The following is a 17535-nucleotide window of genomic DNA, read 5'->3' as shown; positions in this document are numbered from 1 at the left end:
AAAAGCCAGACTGCGCGCCCCGGTGTCAAACCTCCCGTCATCCTAACTCCTGACGCTGACGGTACTCCCTCGGCGAGCGGCCGGTGATCTCCTTGAAGACGCGCGAAAAATACGGCTCGTCGCAGAACCCGAGGGCCTCGGCCACGTCGGCGGACTTCATGTCGGTCTGGTCGAGCATCCGCTCGGCGCGGTTGACGATCTGGTGACGGTGGTAGCGATGGGGAGGCATGCCGGCGTGCTCGCGGAACCTCCGCCTGAAGGTGTCGTAAGGCAGTCCGAGATCTCCCGCGACCTGCCGCGCCGACGCTCCGGGACGCGCCAGCAACCGGCAGGCGTCGATGAACCACGGCGGCCCCTTGACCTCGCTGTCCCAGACATCGTCCGCACCCTCCAGCACTTCGGCGAGCAGGGTCTGGAATGAGCACAGGCGGACCACCACGGGAGCGGTCGATTCGATTACCTCCCTCTTCAGGCGCGAAACGACCGACTTCACATTGCTGACGAATCCGACCAACCGATCGGCCTCGAACTGCCCCGCCGATCGCCACGCCTCGAACACCGGCCCTTCGAACATCACATAGACTTCGTCCCACCCACCCGGAACCAGCGGGCGATAGGAATGGCCGAGTTCGGGAAGCACCAGAATCCAGTTGCCCGCCGAAAGACTCCGCTGGCGACCTTTCTCGTCCTCATAGATCCCCGAACCACGGGTGATCAGCACGAGCGCGTAGCGCCGCAGGTAGCGGAAACGGGCCATTCCGCCCCCGGAATGAGTCACCTCACCCGCCTCGACCAAGGAGCCCAATCCACAACGGATCTGGGTGGTCCAGCGGGTCCAGCGACTCTCCATCGCCGACAAGCTTCCACAGATAGGGCAGAATTGAACATAAAACACAAATTTTACTCAAATTTCACAAGTCGGAATACCGAATGATTCGGGATCGCTGACGTATAGTGCCGCCACAAGATGCGCCGCCTTTTTCCCACGCTCCTGCTCCCGTGCCTCGCTCCCGCGTCGGCCGGCGAGATCGATTTCAACCGCGACGTCCGCCCGATCCTGACGAAGAACTGCACCACCTGCCACGGCGGGGTGAAGAAGGCGGGCGACGTTTCCTATCTGTATCGCGAGGACACCCTCGGAAAGGGCGAGTCGGGCAAGACGATCGTCGTCCCCGGCGACCCGGATGCCTCGGAGATGATCCGACGTATCCTGACCGATGACCCGGACGACCGGATGCCGCCACCGGACCACCACCCGAAGCCCCTGCCGCAGGAGGAAATCGAGATCCTCACGAAATGGATCGCCGAGGGCGCCGAGTGGGGCGACCACTGGTCGTTCCAGAAACCGGAGAAGCCACCCGTGCCCGAGGTGGAGAACGCGGAGTGGCCGCGGCAGGACCTCGACCGCTTCGTGCTGGCCCGCCTCGAAGCCGAAAAACTCACGCCATCCTCCGCGGCCGATCCGGCCGAGTGGCTGCGACGTGCCTCACTCGACCTGACCGGATTGCCTCCGACGCTTGAGGAATATGACGGCTTCCGCGCAGCGGTCGCCAAGGATGCCGAAGCTGCTTACTCCGCCGAGGTCGATCGTTTGCTCTCGTCGCCCGCCTATGGCGAGCACTGGGCCGCGATGTGGCTCGACCTCGCCCGCTACTCGGACACCTTCGGATTCGAGAAGGATCCGCATCGCACCATCTGGCCATTCCGCGACTGGGTGATCGACGCCTTCAACGCGGACATGCCGTTCGACGAGTTTACCATCAAGCAGCTCGCCGGTGATCTGCAGGAGAACCCGGAACCCGGCGACCTGATCGCCACCGCATTCCATCGCAACACCCAGAACAACACCGAGGGCGGCACCGACGACGAGGAATGGCGGATGTCGGCGGTGATCGACCGCGTCAACACGACGTGGACGGCGTGGAACGCGACTACCTTCGGCTGCGTGCAGTGCCACGCCCACCCGTACGACGCGATCCCTCACGAGGACTACTATCGCTTCAAGGCCTTCTTCAACAACTCGGAGGACGTCGACATCAACTCCGACTTCCCTCGTACCAAAGTCGCGAACAACCCGGCCCAGCAGGCCGACGCGGTGCGCTTGGAAAAAGCCATCGACCGCACCCGCCACGAGCTGAACGCCCCGATGCGCAAGCTGGCCCAGGACACCGACGGATGGAACGCGCTGAACTTCTCCAAGGCCATCGTCCAACCCGGAACCGGCGCGCTTTCCCAGCAAGCCGACGGCGTGGTGGTCACCTCCGGCACCACTCCTTCCGACTGCTCATTCATCCTCGAGAGCGATGCGTCGACGGCGGGGCTGTTCAAAGTCGAGATCTTCCCGGAACAGGACGATCCCGCAGAATGGCGCGGTCGGGGTGCGGTGATCACCCTGTTCGAAGCCGCCTTCGTCTCGGCCGACGGCAAGCGCCGCCCGATCGAGATGCGCGAGGTCGCCGCCGACTATCTCGCCGGCCCCTTTGATCCGAACGACGCCCTGCAAAAGGGCCGCTCAGGCTTCGGCGAATACCCGATGACCAAGGCGCCGCGGACCGGATGGTTCATTCCGAAGACCAAGGTGGAGCCGGAACCCGGTGAGAAGCTCGAGATCAAGATCCGCCACGGTGCCCGCTGCAACGAGAGCCAGAACACCGTGCTGCCTCGGTTCCGGATTTCGGTGACCGGCGACGACACCCTGAGCCGCTATCTCGATTCTCCCGAGCACCACAAGTTGTGGGACGAGCATCAGAATACGAAGAAGCAGTACGACGCCATCAAGGGCACGACGATCCCGGTGATGAAGGATCGGGTCGGCGCCGCGACGCGCGAGACGCGGGTCTTCATCCGCGGCAACCGCATGACGCTCGACAAGGTCGTCGAGCCCGGCATTCCCGAACTCTTCGGAGGTCCGGAAAAGGCCAAGGACCGCCTCGACATGGCGCGGTGGATGGTCAGCGACGAAAACCCCTTGGCCGCACGCGTGCTCGCCAATCGCCTGTGGGCGCACCTCTTCGGCATCGGCATCGTCGAGACCCTTGAGGACTTCGGAAGTTCCGGCGCGTTGCCAACGCATCCCGAACTCCTCGACTTCCTCGCGCTCCGGCTTCGCGATGATCACGACTGGCACCTCAAACCTTTCCTCCGCGAACTCGTGCTTTCGTCCAGCTATCGCCAGACCAACAAGGCGACTCCGGAAATGATTGAAAGGGATCCCCGCAACCGCCTGCTCGCCCGCGGCCCGCGCAACCGCCTCACCGCCGAGATGGTGCGCGACCAGGCGCTGCTGGTCTCTGGCTTGCTGTCACGGAAGACCGGTGGTCCGCCGGTTTACCCGCCCCAGCCGGAAGGCGTCTGGAACTCGGTTTACAGCGGCGCCAAGTGGAACACCTCGACGGGCGAAGACCGCTACCGCCGTGCCGTTTACACCTACAACAAACGCACCGCCGGCTACCCCGCGTTCCTGACCTTCGACGGCTCCGCGCGCGACGTCTGCGTGGCCCGGCGCATCACCACCAACACGCCGCTGCAGGCGCTCGTCACCCTCAACGATCCGGCCCACATCGAGTTCGCCCAAGGGCTCGCCAAGCGCATGACCGAGGCCGGCACCGACCTGCGCGTGCGGCTCGCCCATGGCTACCGGCTGATCACGCTGCGCGATCCCGAACCCGAGATCCTCGACACGCTCGCCTCCCTGCATGCCGACGCCAAGTCGGACTACGAGGCCAGCCCCGCCGAATCCAAAAAGCTTGGTGAATCACCCGACGAGGCCGCGCTGGTTCTCGTCGCCAACACCCTTCTCAACTCCGACCTGGCTTTGAATCGATGAACTTCTTCGAAAAACTTCGCCGAAACGATGCCTCCTTCAGCCCCGGAGGGGCGCAGGCATTTAGCCACGGGCTTCAGCCCGTGGGTCCGCGTCACCTATCGAATCAAGCCCCGGAGGGGCGCAGGCAGTCGATGACTCACCTGATGCATCCCGCCCTGCCTTCGCCCCCTCGGGGCTGCATGTCCTTTCACCTTCGTTCCACGGGCTGAAGCCCGTGGCTAAATGCCTGCAGCCCTCCGGGCTTACGACTTTCATGAACCTCTTCCAACAACTCCAGCACGACCGCGTCCAGCACCTGACCCGTCGACACTTCCTGAGCCAATCGGCGCTTTCGCTCGGCGCCCTGTGGATGGGCTCGCAGGCGGACTCCTTGTTCGGCGCGAAACTGCAGAAGGATCCGGCTGCCCCGCTGGCACCGGACATCCCGCATTTCGCCCCGAAGGCGAAGCGCGTGATCTACCTCCACATGGCCGGCGCGCCAAGCCAGCTCGAGCTGTTCGACTACAAACCCGAGCTGACCAAATACGACGGCAAGGACTGCCCGCAGGAGTTTCTCGATGGCAAGCAGTTCGCCTTCATCCAGGGCGTGCCGAAAATGCTCGGCTCGCAGTATCCCTTCCACCAGGCCGGAAAGAGCGGCCAGTGGATCTCCGACCGCATGCCGCACCTCGAGGAGATGATCGACGATGTCTGCTTCATCAAGTCGATGTGGTCCGACCAATTCAACCACGGCCCCGCCCAGCTGCTGCTCCACACCGGCAGCCAGATTCCGGGCAGCCCGTCGGCCGGCGCATGGGCGACCTACGGGCTCGGCAGCGAGAACCAGAACCTTCCCGGTTTCATCGTGCTGACCTCCGGCGGCAAGAACCCCGACGCCGGCAAGTCGGTCTGGGGCTCCGGTTACCTTCCGAGCGTTTACCAAGGCGTCCAATGCCGCTCGCAAGGCGACCCGGTGCTTTACCTCGGCAATCCCGACGGCGTTTCCCAGAAGCTCCGCCGCCGCACGCTCGACGCGCTCAACGACCTCAACCAGCACGTCGCCGCAGAGATCGGCGACCCGGAAACCATGACGCGCATCGCGCAGTACGAGATGGCATTCCGGATGCAGATCCACGCCTCCGACGCGTTTGACATCTCGCAGGAAAGCGAAGCCGTCCACCAAGCCTACGCCACCCAGCCCGGCAAGGAGTCGTTCGCCAACAACTGCCTGCTTGCGCGTCGACTGGCTGAACGCGGTGTCCGCTACATCCAACTCTTCGACTGGGGTTGGGATTCCCACGGCACCAACGACCAGACGGACCTGCGCAAAGGCTTCGCCGACAAGTGCCGCCAGATCGACCAGCCGATCGCGGCACTGCTCAAGGACCTCAAGCAACGCGGACTGCTCGATGAAACGCTGGTCATCTGGTCCGGCGAGTTCGGCCGCACGCCGATGCGCGAGAATCGCGGCGGCGTCGAGATGCGGAATGTCGGCCGCGACCACAGCCCGTCGGCCTACACCCTGTGGATGGCCGGCGGCGGCGTGAAGCCGGGCTTCTCCTACGGCGAGACCGACCCGATCGGCTACGAGGCGGCGGTCGACAAGGTCAGCGCCCACGACTTCCACGCCACGCTGCTCACTCTCCTCGGCTTCGATCACAAGCGTTTCACCTATCCCTTCTCCGGCCTCGACCAGCGCCTCAGCAATGTGACCAAGCCATCGCGGGTGGTGAAGGATGTGATCGCGTGACGCTCCGGCGCGGCTCGCCGGTCATGCCATAGGATCATCTCGCCCGCAGGCGGACGATCATCCAAGTTCGCGGGTATGCGTTGGATTTCCCTGCTGCTCGCTCTGCCGGCCTTTGGTGCCGACGATCCGGTCTTCCTCGAAAAAGGCGGCGTCGTCATGATCGAGGCCGAGTCCACAGCTTCGCGCCTCGGTAAGTGGGAGCTGAAAACTTCGGTCGCAGGATTTTCCGGCGAGGGCCATCTCGAGTTCACGGGAAACAAGCCAGAAACCGGTCCGGCGAACTCGCCACTGAAGTATCGCTTCGAGGTTTCGAAGCCCGGCAACTACTCGCTCATCCTTCGCGGTCACAAGCGCCTGATCTCGAAACGCGAGGACATCTGCAACGACTGCTACGTTGCGCTCGACGGCGACTTCGACTCCGGCAGCAAGACCCCGAAGAGCATCCTGACTTCGGACACCAAAATGTTCGGCGGCAGTGCGGATGGCTGGGGTTGGTGCGTCAAACTGGATGCCAACCACAAGAAGTGGGATCCAATCTACACGCTCAAGGAAGGCGAGACCTACGAGCTCACCATCAGCGGCCGGTCGCAGAACTTCAATCTGGACGCGATCATCCTCCTTCACGAATCCGAGAGCCTGAACTCGGTGAAGAAGAAGTTGCCGAAGGAGAGCGAACGCTCCGGCGGCAAGCTCTCCTCAACCGATCGGCCCCAACCGGTCAGCCGCACGCTGACCCACAAGGACGGCCGCCAGATCAAGGCGACCCTCCTCAGCCGCGCCGGCGACAAGGTGACCGCCCGGGTCGACGGACGCAGCATGACGATCCCGCTCGACATTCTCTCCGAGGACGACCGCAAGTTCATCGGCGAGTGGAGTCCGGAGTAACGTGATGGAGCGCCGGTCATAAAACCGGCACCGGGCCCTACCGATTGATGCCGGTTCCATAACCGGCGCTCCACCTGCGGTAAACTTTCTGTAAACCGCACTTCACCCGCTTGACCGGGCGTCCCCCGCTCCGTATTTGCTGAGGGATGACGGAGAATCCGAAAGTCACGGCCCGGAAGCTCATTCCGCTGATCTTCTCGATCGGCCTCGCCTCCGGGTACATCGGCTGGCGGAACCACGAGGCAAACAAAGCCGCCAAGAATGCTGCGGAAGCTGCGGAGGAAACCGCTCCCGTCACCCTGATGGTCGGTTCGAAGTCGCCGGGTCGGGATGTCATCGATTTGCAATTCGAGGATCCGCCCGATGGCGAGAATGATCCCGGAAAACGCGCGGTGATGAGCAGTTCGAAATCGATGATCGCGACCGAGTTTCTCGAGGTCGACCCGTCGAACGCGGACGACTTCGTGCTTCCCCCGATCGAAGAACCGGAACCACAGCCCGACCCCGAGCCGGCCCCGCGAACCGTCCTGCCCGGTTCGAAGTCGATCAGCGGGATCCTGTTTCCGCCGACCGAGAAGGAGCCTGACGAAAAAGAAAAAGAGGAAAAGAAATGACCTTCGTTTGGACGCTTCTGGCCACCGGCGGCAGCTTCCTGTTCCTCTGCCTTGTCTTCCGGCCGCTCGAACTCGCCTTCCCGGCCAAGCGGGATCAGAAATTCCTGCGCCCGGAGTTCTGGACCGACGTCCTTTTCTTCCTCGGCCAGTACCTGCTGTGGGGTGGTGCCGTGCTGTGGGTATTGTCCCGCTTCGGCGACTGGATCGACGGCCTCGCACCTGTGGCCTTCCGCACGGCGATCGCCGACCAGCCGTTCTGGCTGCAGGCCATCGAGGTGGTGATCCTCAGCGACTTCTTCATCTACTGGGGTCATCGTATCCAGCACCGGGTCCCGTTTCTCTGGAGATTCCACTCGATTCACCACAGTGCCGAGCACCTCGACTGGCTCGCCGCCCACCGCGAGCATCCGGTCGACACCGTCTACACGATGGGACTGATCAACCTGCCGGCCTTCCTGCTTGGATTCCCGCTCGAAACCCTGACGGTCCTGATCGCGTTCCGCGGCATCTGGGCGATCTACATCCACTCGAACGTCCGGCTTCCGATCGGCCCGCTGCGGTGGTTCATCGGAGCTCCCGAGCTGCATCACTGGCATCACGACCGGGCACGCGACGCCGGAAACTACGCCAACATTTCTCCACTGATGGACCTGATGTTCGGCACCTACCGCTGCCCGGACCACGAACCGGAGGCCTTCGGGATCCACGAGCCGATCGCCCGGTCCTACTGGGGCCAACTGCTCCACCCGTTCCGCAGGAGCGGGAAGGCGAAGAAGTGACGGTTTCCCGAGCCGCCAACCGAGCAATTTCGACTGGAGATCCCCGCAGGATCATATACTGTTCACGCGGACAGTATGGATCTTCAGGAAAAACTCGCCATCCTCGCCGACGCCGCCAAATACGACGCCTCCTGCGCCAGCTCGGGGGCCCAGCGTCGTGACTCCAGCCGCGGCAAAGGCGTCGGCTCCGCGGGCGGTGCGGGCATCTGCCACAGCTATGCCCCGGACGGCCGCTGCATCTCGCTGCTCAAGCTGCTTCTGACCAATCGCTGCCTCTACGACTGCCACTACTGCATCAACCGCCGCTCGAGCAACGTCCGCCGCGCCGCCTTCACCCCTGAGGAAGTCGTCCGCCTCACCCTCGACTTCTACAAGCGCAACTACATCGAGGGGCTGTTCCTCAGCTCGGGCATCATCCGCAGTGCCGACCATACGATGGAGCAGGTCATCGAGGTCGCACGCACGCTCCGCGAAACGCATGACTTCCGCGGCTACATCCATCTTAAGACCATCCCCGAGGCATCGCCGGAGCTGATCGAGGAGGCCGCCCGCTACGCCGACCGCATCAGCATCAACCTCGAACTGCCGAAGCAGCAGAGCCTCGACCGTTTCGCGCCGGAAAAGAATCTCGCCCGTACCAAGCACGCGATGGGGCGCATCCGGCTGAAGCTCGACGATGCCGCCGACCGACGGAGAACCGGCGACCGCAAGCTGCGCCACGCCACCGGCCAGAGCACCCAGGTGATCGTCGGAGCCGACGCCTCGACCGACGCCGATTTTCTCGAGCGCTCGGAGGAACTCTACGGCTCGTACCGGCTCCGGCGGGTCTACTACTCCGCCTTCAGTCCGATCCCGGAGCCATCCGCGATTCTTCCCGCCAAGCCCGCCCCTCTGGTTCGCGAGCACCGTCTGTATCAGGCCGACTGGCTGATGCGTTTCTACGGCTTCGACCGCCGTGAGATCCTGACGAGCCAACAGCCGAACCTCGATCTGAACCTCGACCCCAAGCTGGCGTGGGCGCTTCGGAACCGGAACCAGTTCCCCCTCGATCTGCGAACCGCGACGCGTGAACAGCTCCTGCGGGTCCCCGGTCTCGGTCCGAGGAATGTCGATCGGATCCTCTCCATCCGGCGACACGCGTGGGTCCGGCTCGAAGACCTTGCACGGCTGCGCATATCCCTCCCCAAGGTCCGGCCCTTCCTCATCACCGCCGACCATCGCCCGCCTGCCGCCGAACTCGACAGCGACCGCCTCCTCGCCCGCTTCGCCCCCAAACCCGAGCAGCTCGAATTGTTCTGTTAGGCCATCAGCCCCTGACCCCTGACCCCTGACCCCTGACCCCTGACCCCTGACCCCTGACCCCTGACTTCCCGCCATATCCCGAAGTCCGACCAAGCGGTCTCTGCAGTCCGACGCTCCAAACTTTCTTCAGCCCCGAAGGGGCGCCGGCGGTTAGCCACGGGGTTTACCCCGTGGAACCCCACCGCAGAAATCAAGAGCCCCGGAGGGGCGCAGGCAGACTCCGCCCCATCCAAAGACACCGCCATGCCCGGAACCTACACCGCGCTCCACTACCATATCGTTTTCGCGACGAAGGACCGCTCGCCTCTGATTCATGCTGAACTCCAACCCGGCTTGTACGATTACATTGGCGGCATTGCCCGGTCGCTTGATGCGGTTCTCATCGAAATCGGCGGCATGCCCGACCATGTGCACCTCTTGGTCCGGCTCCCGCCAAAGACCGCGCTTGCGGACTTGATGCGCGTCGTGAAGTCCAGGTCATCCGGCTGGGTGTCGGCGAATCACCGGCACCATCTCCCATTCGCGTGGCAGGAGGGATATGGCGCTTTCGCCGTGAGCATGTCGGACATCCCCAAGGTCCGTCGCTACATTCAAAAACAACCGGAGCATCACCGGGAGGCGACGTTCCGAGATGAGTTTCAGCGGTTCTTGGATGTCCACGAGATTTCGTATGATGCGAAGTTTCTATGATGAAGCCACGTCCGCCTGCGCCCCTCCGGGGCTCCAAATCAAAACCCACCCCAGATCCACGGGGTGAACCCCGTGGCTAAATGCCGTCGCCCCTTCGGGGCTATTGACATCCCGCATCCCGCATCCCGCATCCCGCATCCCGCATCCCGCATCCCGCATCCCGCATCCCGCTCACTGCTCACTGCTCACTGCTCACTGCTCACTGCTCACTGCTCACTGCTCACTGCTCACTGCTCCCTAGCCACTAGCCACTAGCCACTAGCCACTTCCATGCGCTCCGTTGATCCAGGAAACCGCTTCTCGACTTGGCGGGACGCCGCCCGGCGGTTGCTTGCGGAGGACGTCGCGCCCGCAAACATCCTCTGGGAAAAGGAAGCCGGGCTGTTCGGCGGGCTCGCTGAGGAACCCGCCAACTACGTGGTCTCCCACCCTGCCCCGATCGACGTCCCGAAATCGTTCGTCGAGCTGGCGAAGAACGTCGCCTGCCACTCCGACCCCCGCCGCTGGGCTCTGCTGTATCGGATCGTCTGGCGAATCGTGAAGGGGGGCGAACGGACGCTACCCGCCATCTCCTCCGATCCCGACATCTCGCGTGCCCGGATGATGGAAAAGAACGTCCGCCGGGAGATCCACAAGATGCACGCCTTCGTCCGCTTCCGAAAGGTGGGCGAAAGCGAAACCGGCCGGGAACGTTTCGTCGCGTGGTTCGAGCCCGACCATTTCATCGTCGAGGCCGCTTCACCCTTCTTCCGCAAGCGCTTCGCCAACATGGATTGGTCGATCTTCACGCCGAAGGGATGCGCGCATTGGGATGGTGAGAAACTCGGCTTCACGGAAGGTGTCGCCAAGGACCCCTGCGACGACCCCGACGCGCTTGAGGACGCTTGGCGAACCTACTACCGCAGTATTTTCAACCCGGCCCGGCTCAAGACGAAGGCGATGCAGGCGGAAATGCCCAAGCGCTATTGGAAGAACCTTCCTGAAGCCGAACTCATCGGAGAACTCGTGCGCGACAGTCGCCCACGCACCGGCGGCATGCTGGAAACCCCGCTGCGCCCGCTGAAGCGCGAACCGAAGAACGCCTATCTCGATCACCTGAAGCAGCTCTCGGAACAACCTGCCTGCTCGCTCCCTCCGCCCGGCACCCCACCGGATGAAATCGCGCGCCTGCTGGCTTCCTGCCGGGCTTGCCCGCTATGGGAGCGCGCCACCCAAGCCGTGCCCGGCGAGGGACCAAAGAATGCAAGCATCATGATCGTCGGCGAACAACCCGGCGACCGCGAGGATCTGGAAGGACGCCCGTTCGTCGGGCCCGCCGGACAACTCCTCGACCGCGCCCTGGCTGATGCGGGCATCAACCGCTCCACCTCCTATCTGACCAATGCGGTGAAGCATTTCAAATGGACGGCCCGCGGAAAACATCGACTCCATCAGAAGCCGGACGCGGGTGAAATCGACGCCTGCAAGCCGTGGCTACTCGCCGAGCTGTCATCCCTCGCACCGCGCGTCCTGATCCTGCTCGGGGGAACCGCGGCCCACTCCTTGCTCGGCCCTGGATTCAAGGTAACCGCCAACCGCGGCCGTATCGATGCCCCCCATCTCGCGCCGACCGTGATTGTCACCGTGCACCCATCCTACCTCCTGCGACTTCCTGCCAACCAAGCCGAGGAGGCTTACAAACGCTTCGTGGCGGACCTCAGGATGGCCATTACCGAATCGCCTTAATGCCCGCTCGCCACACCGGCCGGGTCACCTTAGACATGAAGCGATCCCGATGCTCCACCGAGTCCTCCGATACGCCCTCGCCGCCGTCTGGCTGACGATGGGTCTGGGATGCAAGGTGCTCGGACTCGTCCCGCGCCACCGCGAGATCGTCGCACGCATCCTAGGCGAGGAATTCGCGGGACTGATCACCATCGCGATCGGTATCGGTGAGATCGGCATCGCCGCGTGGATCCTCAGCGGCTTCCGCCCCCGGCTCTGCGCGACCGTCCAGATCGGACTCGTCGCGGTGATGAACGTGATCGAATTCACGCTCGCCCGCGACCTCCTGCTTTTCGGAGCGGTGAATGCCGCCGTCGCGCTCGCATTCATCGTCATCGTCTACCTGACCGAACGCACCCGTCCATGTTCGCCGCGCTGAAACGCCACCCGTTCCCAGTCGTCGCTCACTTCGACCGGGTGATGGCCGTATCCTTCGCCTTTCCCGTCGAGGTGCTGAAGCCGCTGGTTCCCGAGCCTCTCGAAATCGACCGCTACGGGGATCTCGGCTTCGTAACCGTGGCGCTGGTCTGGACCAAGGGCCTCCGTCCGGCCGCCATGCCTGCCATGTTCGGCCAAGACTTCTTTCTTTCGGGCTACCGCGTATTCGTCCGCGCGCCGGACGGCGACCGACGGCTCCGCGGTCTGAAAATCCTGCGCAGCGAGACCGACAAAGCCCGCATGGTTTTTTCGGGAAATCTTCTGACCCACTACAACTATCGTAGAGTCGCGATCCGTGACGAACCCGGGCGTTTGCAAACCCGTCGACCGGATGGGCGACTGTCTCTCGACCTGAGATACGAGGTATCGCAAGACGCCGGCCTCCCGGAAGGCTCACCGTTTCCCGACTGGCGCACCGCGCGTCAGTTCGCGGGGCCAATGCCATTCACCTTCGACGTCGAACCGTCCGGCGGCGTGGTCGCGATCGAGGGCAAACGCGCCACCTGGAAACCCCGTCCCTTCAAGGTCCTCGGGTGCGAAGTCGGCCTTTTCGATGAAGAACCCTTCCGCGGCGTCGAGCCGCAACTCGCCAACGCCTTCGCGGTCGAGAACATCCCTTACCGCTGGGAACGCGGCCGACTTCTTGACCTCCATGCCCGCTCCTGACCGCACGCGTTTCGCGGGCATGCTCGCGATCGTCCGCTACAACTGGCCATTCTACCTCGTTGCGACGCTGGTATTAGTCGCCGCGACCATCCTGATCGTTTCCGTTTCGAACCCATGGATCTTCTGGGCATCGATGGCGGCCGCGCTCGGCTCGCTGTGGTTTCTGGCCGGCTCACTGGTGACCTCACACTGGGTCTACGACCGATCACCCCTCTACCGATGGGATTGGCTGCGAGGCCTGTCAGGCGACCCTCCTCCCAAGGAAGCGATTGTCTGCGTGTCCGGATTCGATGAAGCGTCGGAAGCCCTCGGGGCCGTGATGCCCGAGACCAGTTTCACGGTGCTCGACCACTACGACGCCGATCGGATGACCGAGGCCTCGATCCATCGCGCGCGTCGTGCCTTCCCGCCGGGTCCGGACGCGCTCGCCGCTCCATTCGACCGCTGGCCGGAAATCCACGCCGACCTGATCGTCGGTCCGTTGTCCATCCATGAGCTCCGCAGTGATGCGGAACGCGCCACGTGGTTTTCCCAAGCCAAGGACGCCCTCAACCCCGGCGGCCGCATCGTGATCGTCGAGCATGTGCGGGACCTCGCCAACTTCATCGCCTTCGGCCCGGGATTCATGCACTTTCACCCGGCAAGCTCATGGCAAGCGTGCTGGGAAAGCGCCGGCCTCGAGCCCGCAAGCCAGTTCCGCATCACGCCATTCGTCCGCGTTTTCGTCCTCCAATGATCGAGATCCTGCCCATCCTCCTCCGCATCGCCGGCGCCGGACTGATCGGCCTCGCCTTCCTGCACATGCCCATCGCGCGCTACCTCAAGTGGCACGAGGAAGCAGCCCGGATGTCGGAACTCAACGCCACCGTGTTCCACGTCCACACCTTCTTCGTGTGCGTCGTGCTCGTCGCGATGGGGCTGCCCGCGCTGGTCGACCCGTCCATTTTCCTGACACCGACCCGCGCCGCCTGCTGGGGCACCTGGTCGCTGACGGCATTCTGGTCGCTTCGACTCGTCTTCCAATGGACGACCTACCGGCCCGAGTGGTGGAACGGAAAGCCGTTCGAGAACTCGATGCATTGGTTCTTCAGTTTCGTATGGCTCTATCTCGTCCTCGTCTTCGGAGCGTGCGCGCTGATTCAGCAGGGATGGCTGTGAGGGGTGCGTCATGATTCCGCGATTCCTTGTCAAACGCCTCGACTCCCTGTTGCGCGAGCAGCTGGAAACCAACGATGCCGGTCTCGCGATCGACTTCACCAAGCCGGTCGGCGAAGCCGCTCTGGCGGAGGCGGACTCGGCTTCATGGCAAGTCTTCCGCAATCCCGTGTCCCTGCTGATCGGGGGCATCGCGGCGGTCCTCCTCGAACTCGCCGAGCCTCGTGTCCGCTCCGGGGTTTGGGAATACAGCAGCTTTGCCACCGACCCGCTCCGCCGCATGCGCCGCACCGGCATGGCGGCGATGGTCACCGTCTATGGCGCCCGCAGCACGGCCGAGCAAATGATCGCAGGGATCGGTCGCATGCACGCGAAGATCCAGGGCACCACCCCGGACGGAATTGCCTACCGGGCCGACGACCCCGTCCTGCTTCGCTGGGTCCACGCCACCGCGCTTTTCGGATTCCTCGAGGCCTACCGTCAGTTTGTCAGGCCGGTATCCGCAGCCGACCGGGACCGCTTCATTGCCGAGGGCGTGCCGGCCGCCCTGCTTTACGGGGCGCTTGATCCTCCGTCGTCCGAAACGGAGCTGCTCACCCTGTTCGACAACACGCTTCCGGATCTCGAGCCGTCGGAGATCGTCCACGACTTCCTCCGGATCCTGCGCGGCGTCGAGCTCTTCCCGCGCCCTCTCAAACCGATGACCGGGCTCGTGATCCGGGCAGCGGTCTCGATCCTGCCGGCGGCGGTCCAAGAACGCCTCGGACTGCGCAAGCTCGCCAATCTGCCGCCCGGTGGCCGCTTGCTGCTCCGGACCTTGGGGTCGCAAATCGACTGGCTTCCGCTCGACTCGACACCTGCTGCCCAATCGTGTCTGCGGATGGGACTCCCCTCCGACTATCTCGCAAAAAGGCGCCGTTCCTGAGAACGGCGCCCTGAAATTCGGAAGCAGGTATTTCCCGTGGCGAAAGCCTTACTTCTTGCGGCCAAAGCCTTCGAGCGGCTTGCCCTTGGCGTCCATCTTGTCGGTCGCCCAAAGCACGCCCTTGGCAATGAGGTCGAGGTAGCGGGCATCGCCGACCGTCTCGTTGTTGTGGCCGATCGTTGTGCTGAACACCCGGGTCTTCTTCGGACCGTAGTGGTTGGTCCAAGCAACAACCGTCTCCTGATTGCCTTGCTTGCCCTTGGCCAACACGTGCGAGCTGTCGTGCACCGCGATGTTGTTGTAGAGCTCCTCCTTGATCGTCGTCCAGTCGGCCATGCCCTTGGTGATCGGGTGGTTCTTGTCGACGAAGGAAATGTCGATCGGCTTCTGCGGACCGTGACCGCTCGACTGCAGGCCGAGGTATTCGAACCACTTCGAGTTGTCGGCTCCGATCTCGACGGGCTTCTTGAAGTTGCCAAAGCGGTAGCTGTGCATCGCACAGTGGAGATTCACCCCGGGAAGACCGTCAACGTGCGGCTTGAGGACGCCTTCGATGGTCGCGATGTCCGTGATCCCGGCCGCGCACTCGTCGTGGATGACCAGATCGTAGCCGGCCGCATACTCGGGATGGCCGAAAATCGGCAGCGGCGGCTTGGTGCTGCCGTCGTCGACGTGGATCTGCGTGACCTCGACATTGATCCGTTCCTCGAGGCCTTTCTTCAGCAACTCGGTCTGGGTCTTGTAATCGTGGCAGCAGCCACCGGTGATGAGCATGACCTTCAGCGGCTCGGCGGCATTGAGAACCGAGGCGGCGAGGGTCGTGGCGAAAAGAATCGTCAGGGATTTCATGGTTTGGATCGGAATGTGGCGGCTATACGCGGGAAGCGAAGGAAGTCATTCGGCGAATTGCCAGACCAATCTCAGCGATGACAGCCGGGACCGCCACCTCGAAGTTCCCCCGACCTGCAGGGGAAAAGTGCGTGCAGCCCGGCTGGCGGGGGTTCAGGATCGGACGCTATGATTGAATCCGAAATCCTCCCGAACTCCATCCTGGTCCTGCGACCCTCAGGGCCGATCTCGAAGGAAGACGTCGCCTCGGTCCGCGAGAAAGTCGACGCCATGGTCGCCGACGGCGGTAAACTCGCCGGGGTGATGATCGAGGCGGAGGCGTTCCCCGGATGGAAGGATTTCGCCGGCATGACCGAGCACCTCGGATTTGTCCGACAGCACCAGAAGGAAGTCCCGCGGCTGGCGGTCGTCTCCGACAGCCGCTTCCTGACCGCGCTGCCGAAGATCGCCCGGCACTTCCTCCACGCCGAGATCGCGCACTTCGATTCGGGGAAGGCGGACGAAGCGATGGCATGGCTCGAGGCAGGCCGGACCAAGCCGCATTCGGCGATTCGCCGCGGATGGTTTCCGGACCGCAAGCTCGTCTGGATCTACGTTCACGGCACGATCCACACCGAGGCCTACGGCGAGTTGGTCGAGTGGATGGAAGGGATCCTTGCGGAAAACGCGCCGGTCTCGTTCCTGATCGATCTCGAAGACCTCGAAGGCGTCGACTTCGGCGCGGTCCTCAAGGATCTGAAATTCGGGCTCAAGCATGTTGGCGACATCCGCAAGATGGCGCTCATCGGTGATGCCAAGTGGACCCACCGGCTCGCGTCGATTCCGAATCCGTTTTCGCTCGAGATCCGCGCCTTTGACGAGGCCGAGGAATACGACGCTTGGGACTGGGCGAGCAGCTGACCAAGCTGCAGGATCTCGCACCTGAACCCAACAAGGATGAACGCCCGCACGGCGCGAGCCGCAGCCCTCTTCCTCGCCGTCGCGACGATCGGCTGCTCGGAACCCGGAACCGACGCCCCGGATCGCGACCCGGAGACGTCCGAATCCACGGTCGAGCTGCCCCCGGTCGACACGCCGTTGATGCTGCGGGCGAAACACAGTGACAGCTGCCTGACCCTTGAGGACACGTCGGTCATCCAGCGCGCACACGGCGGCGGGGGCCAGATCTGGACTCTGGAACGGGACGACGATGGCCGATGGAAGATCCTCTTCAACGGTCTGGTGCTCGGAGCGACCGGCGAGGACGACGGCTCTTCCGTCATCGTTGCCACCGATGAAGGCCAGCCCAGCCAACGCTGGCGCTTCCAAGCCATCGACGAATCCTACTACCGCATCATCAATGCAGGTTCAGGGCGACTGCTTGAGGTGGCGGATGAATCCACCGCCGACAGCGCCCCCATCCAAGTCCGGCAGGAAACGGGGGCATCTAACCAAGCTTGGGGCATCCAAGTCGAAGATTAGGTGGGAAGGCAGTCGCCGGCTGACACGCCACTCCGCAAGACTCCCGAAGGAGCGTCCCAGTCGCCCACAGCCCCGTGATCGGGCCAGTCTCGAACGAGCGCCCGGACTACCCACGGCCCCGTCACCGAAACAGTCCCGAAGGGACGACGGCACTTAGCCCCGGGGTTCGCCCCGGGGACATTCAGCAGGAAAGAATCCAAGCCCCGGAGGGGCGCAGGCGAGGCCGGCTGAACCCCCGCAGCCGCACCACATACCTATCCCGCCTGCGCACCTTCGGCGCTTCATGTTTGTCCGATGCCCGGCGACCACGGGGTGAACCCCGTGGCTAAGTGCCGTCGTCCCTTCGGTGCTGTTGATTTCATCCCGTAGTCCGATGGCCCCTCGACCCGATCGCCGCTCGGCCCCCCTCCCCCATGGCCCCTCGGTCTGATGGCCGGCGGGGCGGCACTTCC

Annotated in this window: 17 protein-coding genes; 15 read left to right on the top strand and 2 right to left on the bottom strand. The window is 63.7% G+C overall.

What is annotated here, in order from left to right:
* Window positions 1-37: 37 nt before the first annotated feature.
* Window positions 38-757 (bottom strand): AraC family transcriptional regulator, encoded by a 720-nt coding sequence (locus HAHE_RS10595; RefSeq protein ID WP_338684276.1) that lies wholly within the window; start codon window positions 755-757, stop codon window positions 38-40.
* 210 nt (window positions 758-967) lie between these two features.
* On the opposite strand from HAHE_RS10595, the gene HAHE_RS10590 reads away from it, so the two are divergent.
* From HAHE_RS10590 to HAHE_RS10530, 13 genes are all read left to right on the top strand, one after another.
* On the top strand, window positions 968-3826 hold the full coding sequence (locus tag HAHE_RS10590; protein ID WP_338684274.1) for a PSD1 and planctomycete cytochrome C domain-containing protein: 2859 nt from the start codon (window positions 968-970) through the stop codon (window positions 3824-3826).
* A gap of 253 nt (window positions 3827-4079) precedes the next feature.
* Window positions 4080-5555 carry a DUF1501 domain-containing protein gene (locus HAHE_RS10585; protein WP_338684272.1) on the top strand — a complete coding sequence of 492 codons (1476 nt, stop codon included), beginning with the start codon at window positions 4080-4082 and terminating at the stop codon, window positions 5553-5555.
* 75 nt (window positions 5556-5630) lie between these two features.
* On the top strand, window positions 5631-6440 hold the full coding sequence (locus HAHE_RS10580) for a hypothetical protein (protein WP_338684270.1): 810 nt from the start codon (window positions 5631-5633) through the stop codon (window positions 6438-6440).
* Between the two features lie 146 nt (window positions 6441-6586).
* Window positions 6587-7054, top strand: coding sequence for a hypothetical protein (locus tag HAHE_RS10575; protein WP_338684269.1), 468 nt, complete (start codon window positions 6587-6589; stop codon window positions 7052-7054).
* Window positions 7051-7833, top strand: coding sequence for a sterol desaturase family protein (locus HAHE_RS10570; protein ID WP_338684267.1), 783 nt, complete (start codon window positions 7051-7053; stop codon window positions 7831-7833). The genes HAHE_RS10575 and HAHE_RS10570 overlap by 4 nt, the downstream gene beginning before the upstream one ends.
* A 75-nt stretch (window positions 7834-7908) precedes the next feature.
* On the top strand, window positions 7909-9135 hold the full coding sequence (locus tag HAHE_RS10565; RefSeq protein ID WP_338684265.1) for a putative DNA modification/repair radical SAM protein: 1227 nt from the start codon (window positions 7909-7911) through the stop codon (window positions 9133-9135).
* Between the two features lie 243 nt (window positions 9136-9378).
* Complete coding sequence (gene tnpA / locus HAHE_RS10560) at window positions 9379-9825, top strand: IS200/IS605 family transposase (protein WP_338684263.1); 447 nt, start codon at window positions 9379-9381, stop codon at window positions 9823-9825.
* A 270-nt stretch (window positions 9826-10095) separates the two neighbouring features.
* On the top strand, window positions 10096-11550 hold the full coding sequence (locus HAHE_RS10555; RefSeq protein ID WP_338684262.1) for a UdgX family uracil-DNA binding protein: 1455 nt from the start codon (window positions 10096-10098) through the stop codon (window positions 11548-11550).
* Between the two features lie 49 nt (window positions 11551-11599).
* Window positions 11600-11968: a DoxX-like family protein gene (locus HAHE_RS10550; protein ID WP_338684261.1), complete on the top strand. Its 369-nt coding sequence runs from the start codon at window positions 11600-11602 to the stop codon at window positions 11966-11968.
* A complete protein-coding gene (locus tag HAHE_RS10545) occupies window positions 11953-12693 on the top strand; it encodes a DUF2071 domain-containing protein (protein ID WP_338684259.1) in 741 nt (246 codons plus the stop codon). Before HAHE_RS10550 ends, HAHE_RS10545 begins: the two co-directional genes overlap by 16 nt.
* Window positions 12680-13429: a hypothetical protein gene (locus tag HAHE_RS10540; protein WP_338684258.1), complete on the top strand. Its 750-nt coding sequence runs from the start codon at window positions 12680-12682 to the stop codon at window positions 13427-13429. Before HAHE_RS10545 ends, HAHE_RS10540 begins: the two co-directional genes overlap by 14 nt.
* A complete protein-coding gene (locus HAHE_RS10535; RefSeq protein ID WP_338684257.1) occupies window positions 13426-13851 on the top strand; it encodes a hypothetical protein in 426 nt (141 codons plus the stop codon). Before HAHE_RS10540 ends, HAHE_RS10535 begins: the two co-directional genes overlap by 4 nt.
* A gap of 10 nt (window positions 13852-13861) precedes the next feature.
* The gene (locus HAHE_RS10530; protein ID WP_338684255.1) at window positions 13862-14773 is read left to right on the top strand and encodes an oxygenase MpaB family protein; all 912 of its coding nucleotides are present in this window, start codon (window positions 13862-13864) and stop codon (window positions 14771-14773) included.
* A 48-nt stretch (window positions 14774-14821) separates the two neighbouring features.
* Here HAHE_RS10530 and HAHE_RS10525 read toward each other — a convergent pair whose 3' ends face one another.
* On the bottom strand, window positions 14822-15622 hold the full coding sequence (locus HAHE_RS10525; protein WP_338684254.1) for a ThuA domain-containing protein: 801 nt from the start codon (window positions 15620-15622) through the stop codon (window positions 14822-14824).
* 168 nt (window positions 15623-15790) lie between these two features.
* Here HAHE_RS10525 and HAHE_RS10520 point away from each other — a divergent pair, with 168 nt between their 5' ends.
* Window positions 15791-16522, top strand: a complete 732-nt coding sequence (locus HAHE_RS10520; RefSeq protein ID WP_338684253.1) for an STAS/SEC14 domain-containing protein — start codon at window positions 15791-15793, stop codon at window positions 16520-16522.
* 36 nt (window positions 16523-16558) lie between these two features.
* Window positions 16559-17083: an RICIN domain-containing protein gene (locus HAHE_RS10515; protein WP_338684251.1), complete on the top strand. Its 525-nt coding sequence runs from the start codon at window positions 16559-16561 to the stop codon at window positions 17081-17083.
* Window positions 17084-17535: the final 452 nt, after the last annotated feature.

This window comes from Haloferula helveola (genome assembly GCF_037076345.1).
GTDB classification, from domain to species: Bacteria; Verrucomicrobiota; Verrucomicrobiia; order Verrucomicrobiales; family Akkermansiaceae; genus Haloferula; species Haloferula helveola.
The sequence above is the reverse complement of the archived record's forward strand: the minus strand, read 5'-3'. Positions and strand labels throughout refer to the sequence as shown.

Bases quoted from the DNA above. Each gene is read 5' to 3' on its own strand.
- HAHE_RS10515 (WP_338684251.1), top strand. From the start codon at position 16,559: ATGAACGCCCGCACGGCGCGAGCCGCAGCCCTCTTCCTCGCCGTCGCG.
- HAHE_RS10540 (WP_338684258.1), top strand. From the start codon at position 12,680: ATGCCCGCTCCTGACCGCACGCGTTTCGCGGGCATGCTCGCGATCGTC.
- HAHE_RS10550 (WP_338684261.1), top strand. From the start codon at position 11,600: ATGCTCCACCGAGTCCTCCGATACGCCCTCGCCGCCGTCTGGCTGACG.
- HAHE_RS10590 (WP_338684274.1), top strand. From the start codon at position 968: ATGCGCCGCCTTTTTCCCACGCTCCTGCTCCCGTGCCTCGCTCCCGCG.
- HAHE_RS10525 (WP_338684254.1), bottom strand. From the start codon at position 15,622: ATGAAATCCCTGACGATTCTTTTCGCCACGACCCTCGCCGCCTCGGTT.
- HAHE_RS10535 (WP_338684257.1), top strand. From the start codon at position 13,426: ATGATCGAGATCCTGCCCATCCTCCTCCGCATCGCCGGCGCCGGACTG.
- HAHE_RS10555 (WP_338684262.1), top strand. From the start codon at position 10,096: ATGCGCTCCGTTGATCCAGGAAACCGCTTCTCGACTTGGCGGGACGCC.
- HAHE_RS10545 (WP_338684259.1), top strand. From the start codon at position 11,953: ATGTTCGCCGCGCTGAAACGCCACCCGTTCCCAGTCGTCGCTCACTTC.
- HAHE_RS10585 (WP_338684272.1), top strand. From the start codon at position 4,080: ATGAACCTCTTCCAACAACTCCAGCACGACCGCGTCCAGCACCTGACC.
- HAHE_RS10530 (WP_338684255.1), top strand. From the start codon at position 13,862: ATGATTCCGCGATTCCTTGTCAAACGCCTCGACTCCCTGTTGCGCGAG.
- HAHE_RS10570 (WP_338684267.1), top strand. From the start codon at position 7,051: ATGACCTTCGTTTGGACGCTTCTGGCCACCGGCGGCAGCTTCCTGTTC.
- HAHE_RS10565 (WP_338684265.1), top strand. From the start codon at position 7,909: ATGGATCTTCAGGAAAAACTCGCCATCCTCGCCGACGCCGCCAAATAC.
- tnpA (WP_338684263.1), top strand. From the start codon at position 9,379: ATGCCCGGAACCTACACCGCGCTCCACTACCATATCGTTTTCGCGACG.
- HAHE_RS10580 (WP_338684270.1), top strand. From the start codon at position 5,631: ATGCGTTGGATTTCCCTGCTGCTCGCTCTGCCGGCCTTTGGTGCCGAC.
- HAHE_RS10595 (WP_338684276.1), bottom strand. From the start codon at position 757: ATGGCCCGTTTCCGCTACCTGCGGCGCTACGCGCTCGTGCTGATCACC.
- HAHE_RS10520 (WP_338684253.1), top strand. From the start codon at position 15,791: ATGATTGAATCCGAAATCCTCCCGAACTCCATCCTGGTCCTGCGACCC.
- HAHE_RS10575 (WP_338684269.1), top strand. From the start codon at position 6,587: ATGACGGAGAATCCGAAAGTCACGGCCCGGAAGCTCATTCCGCTGATC.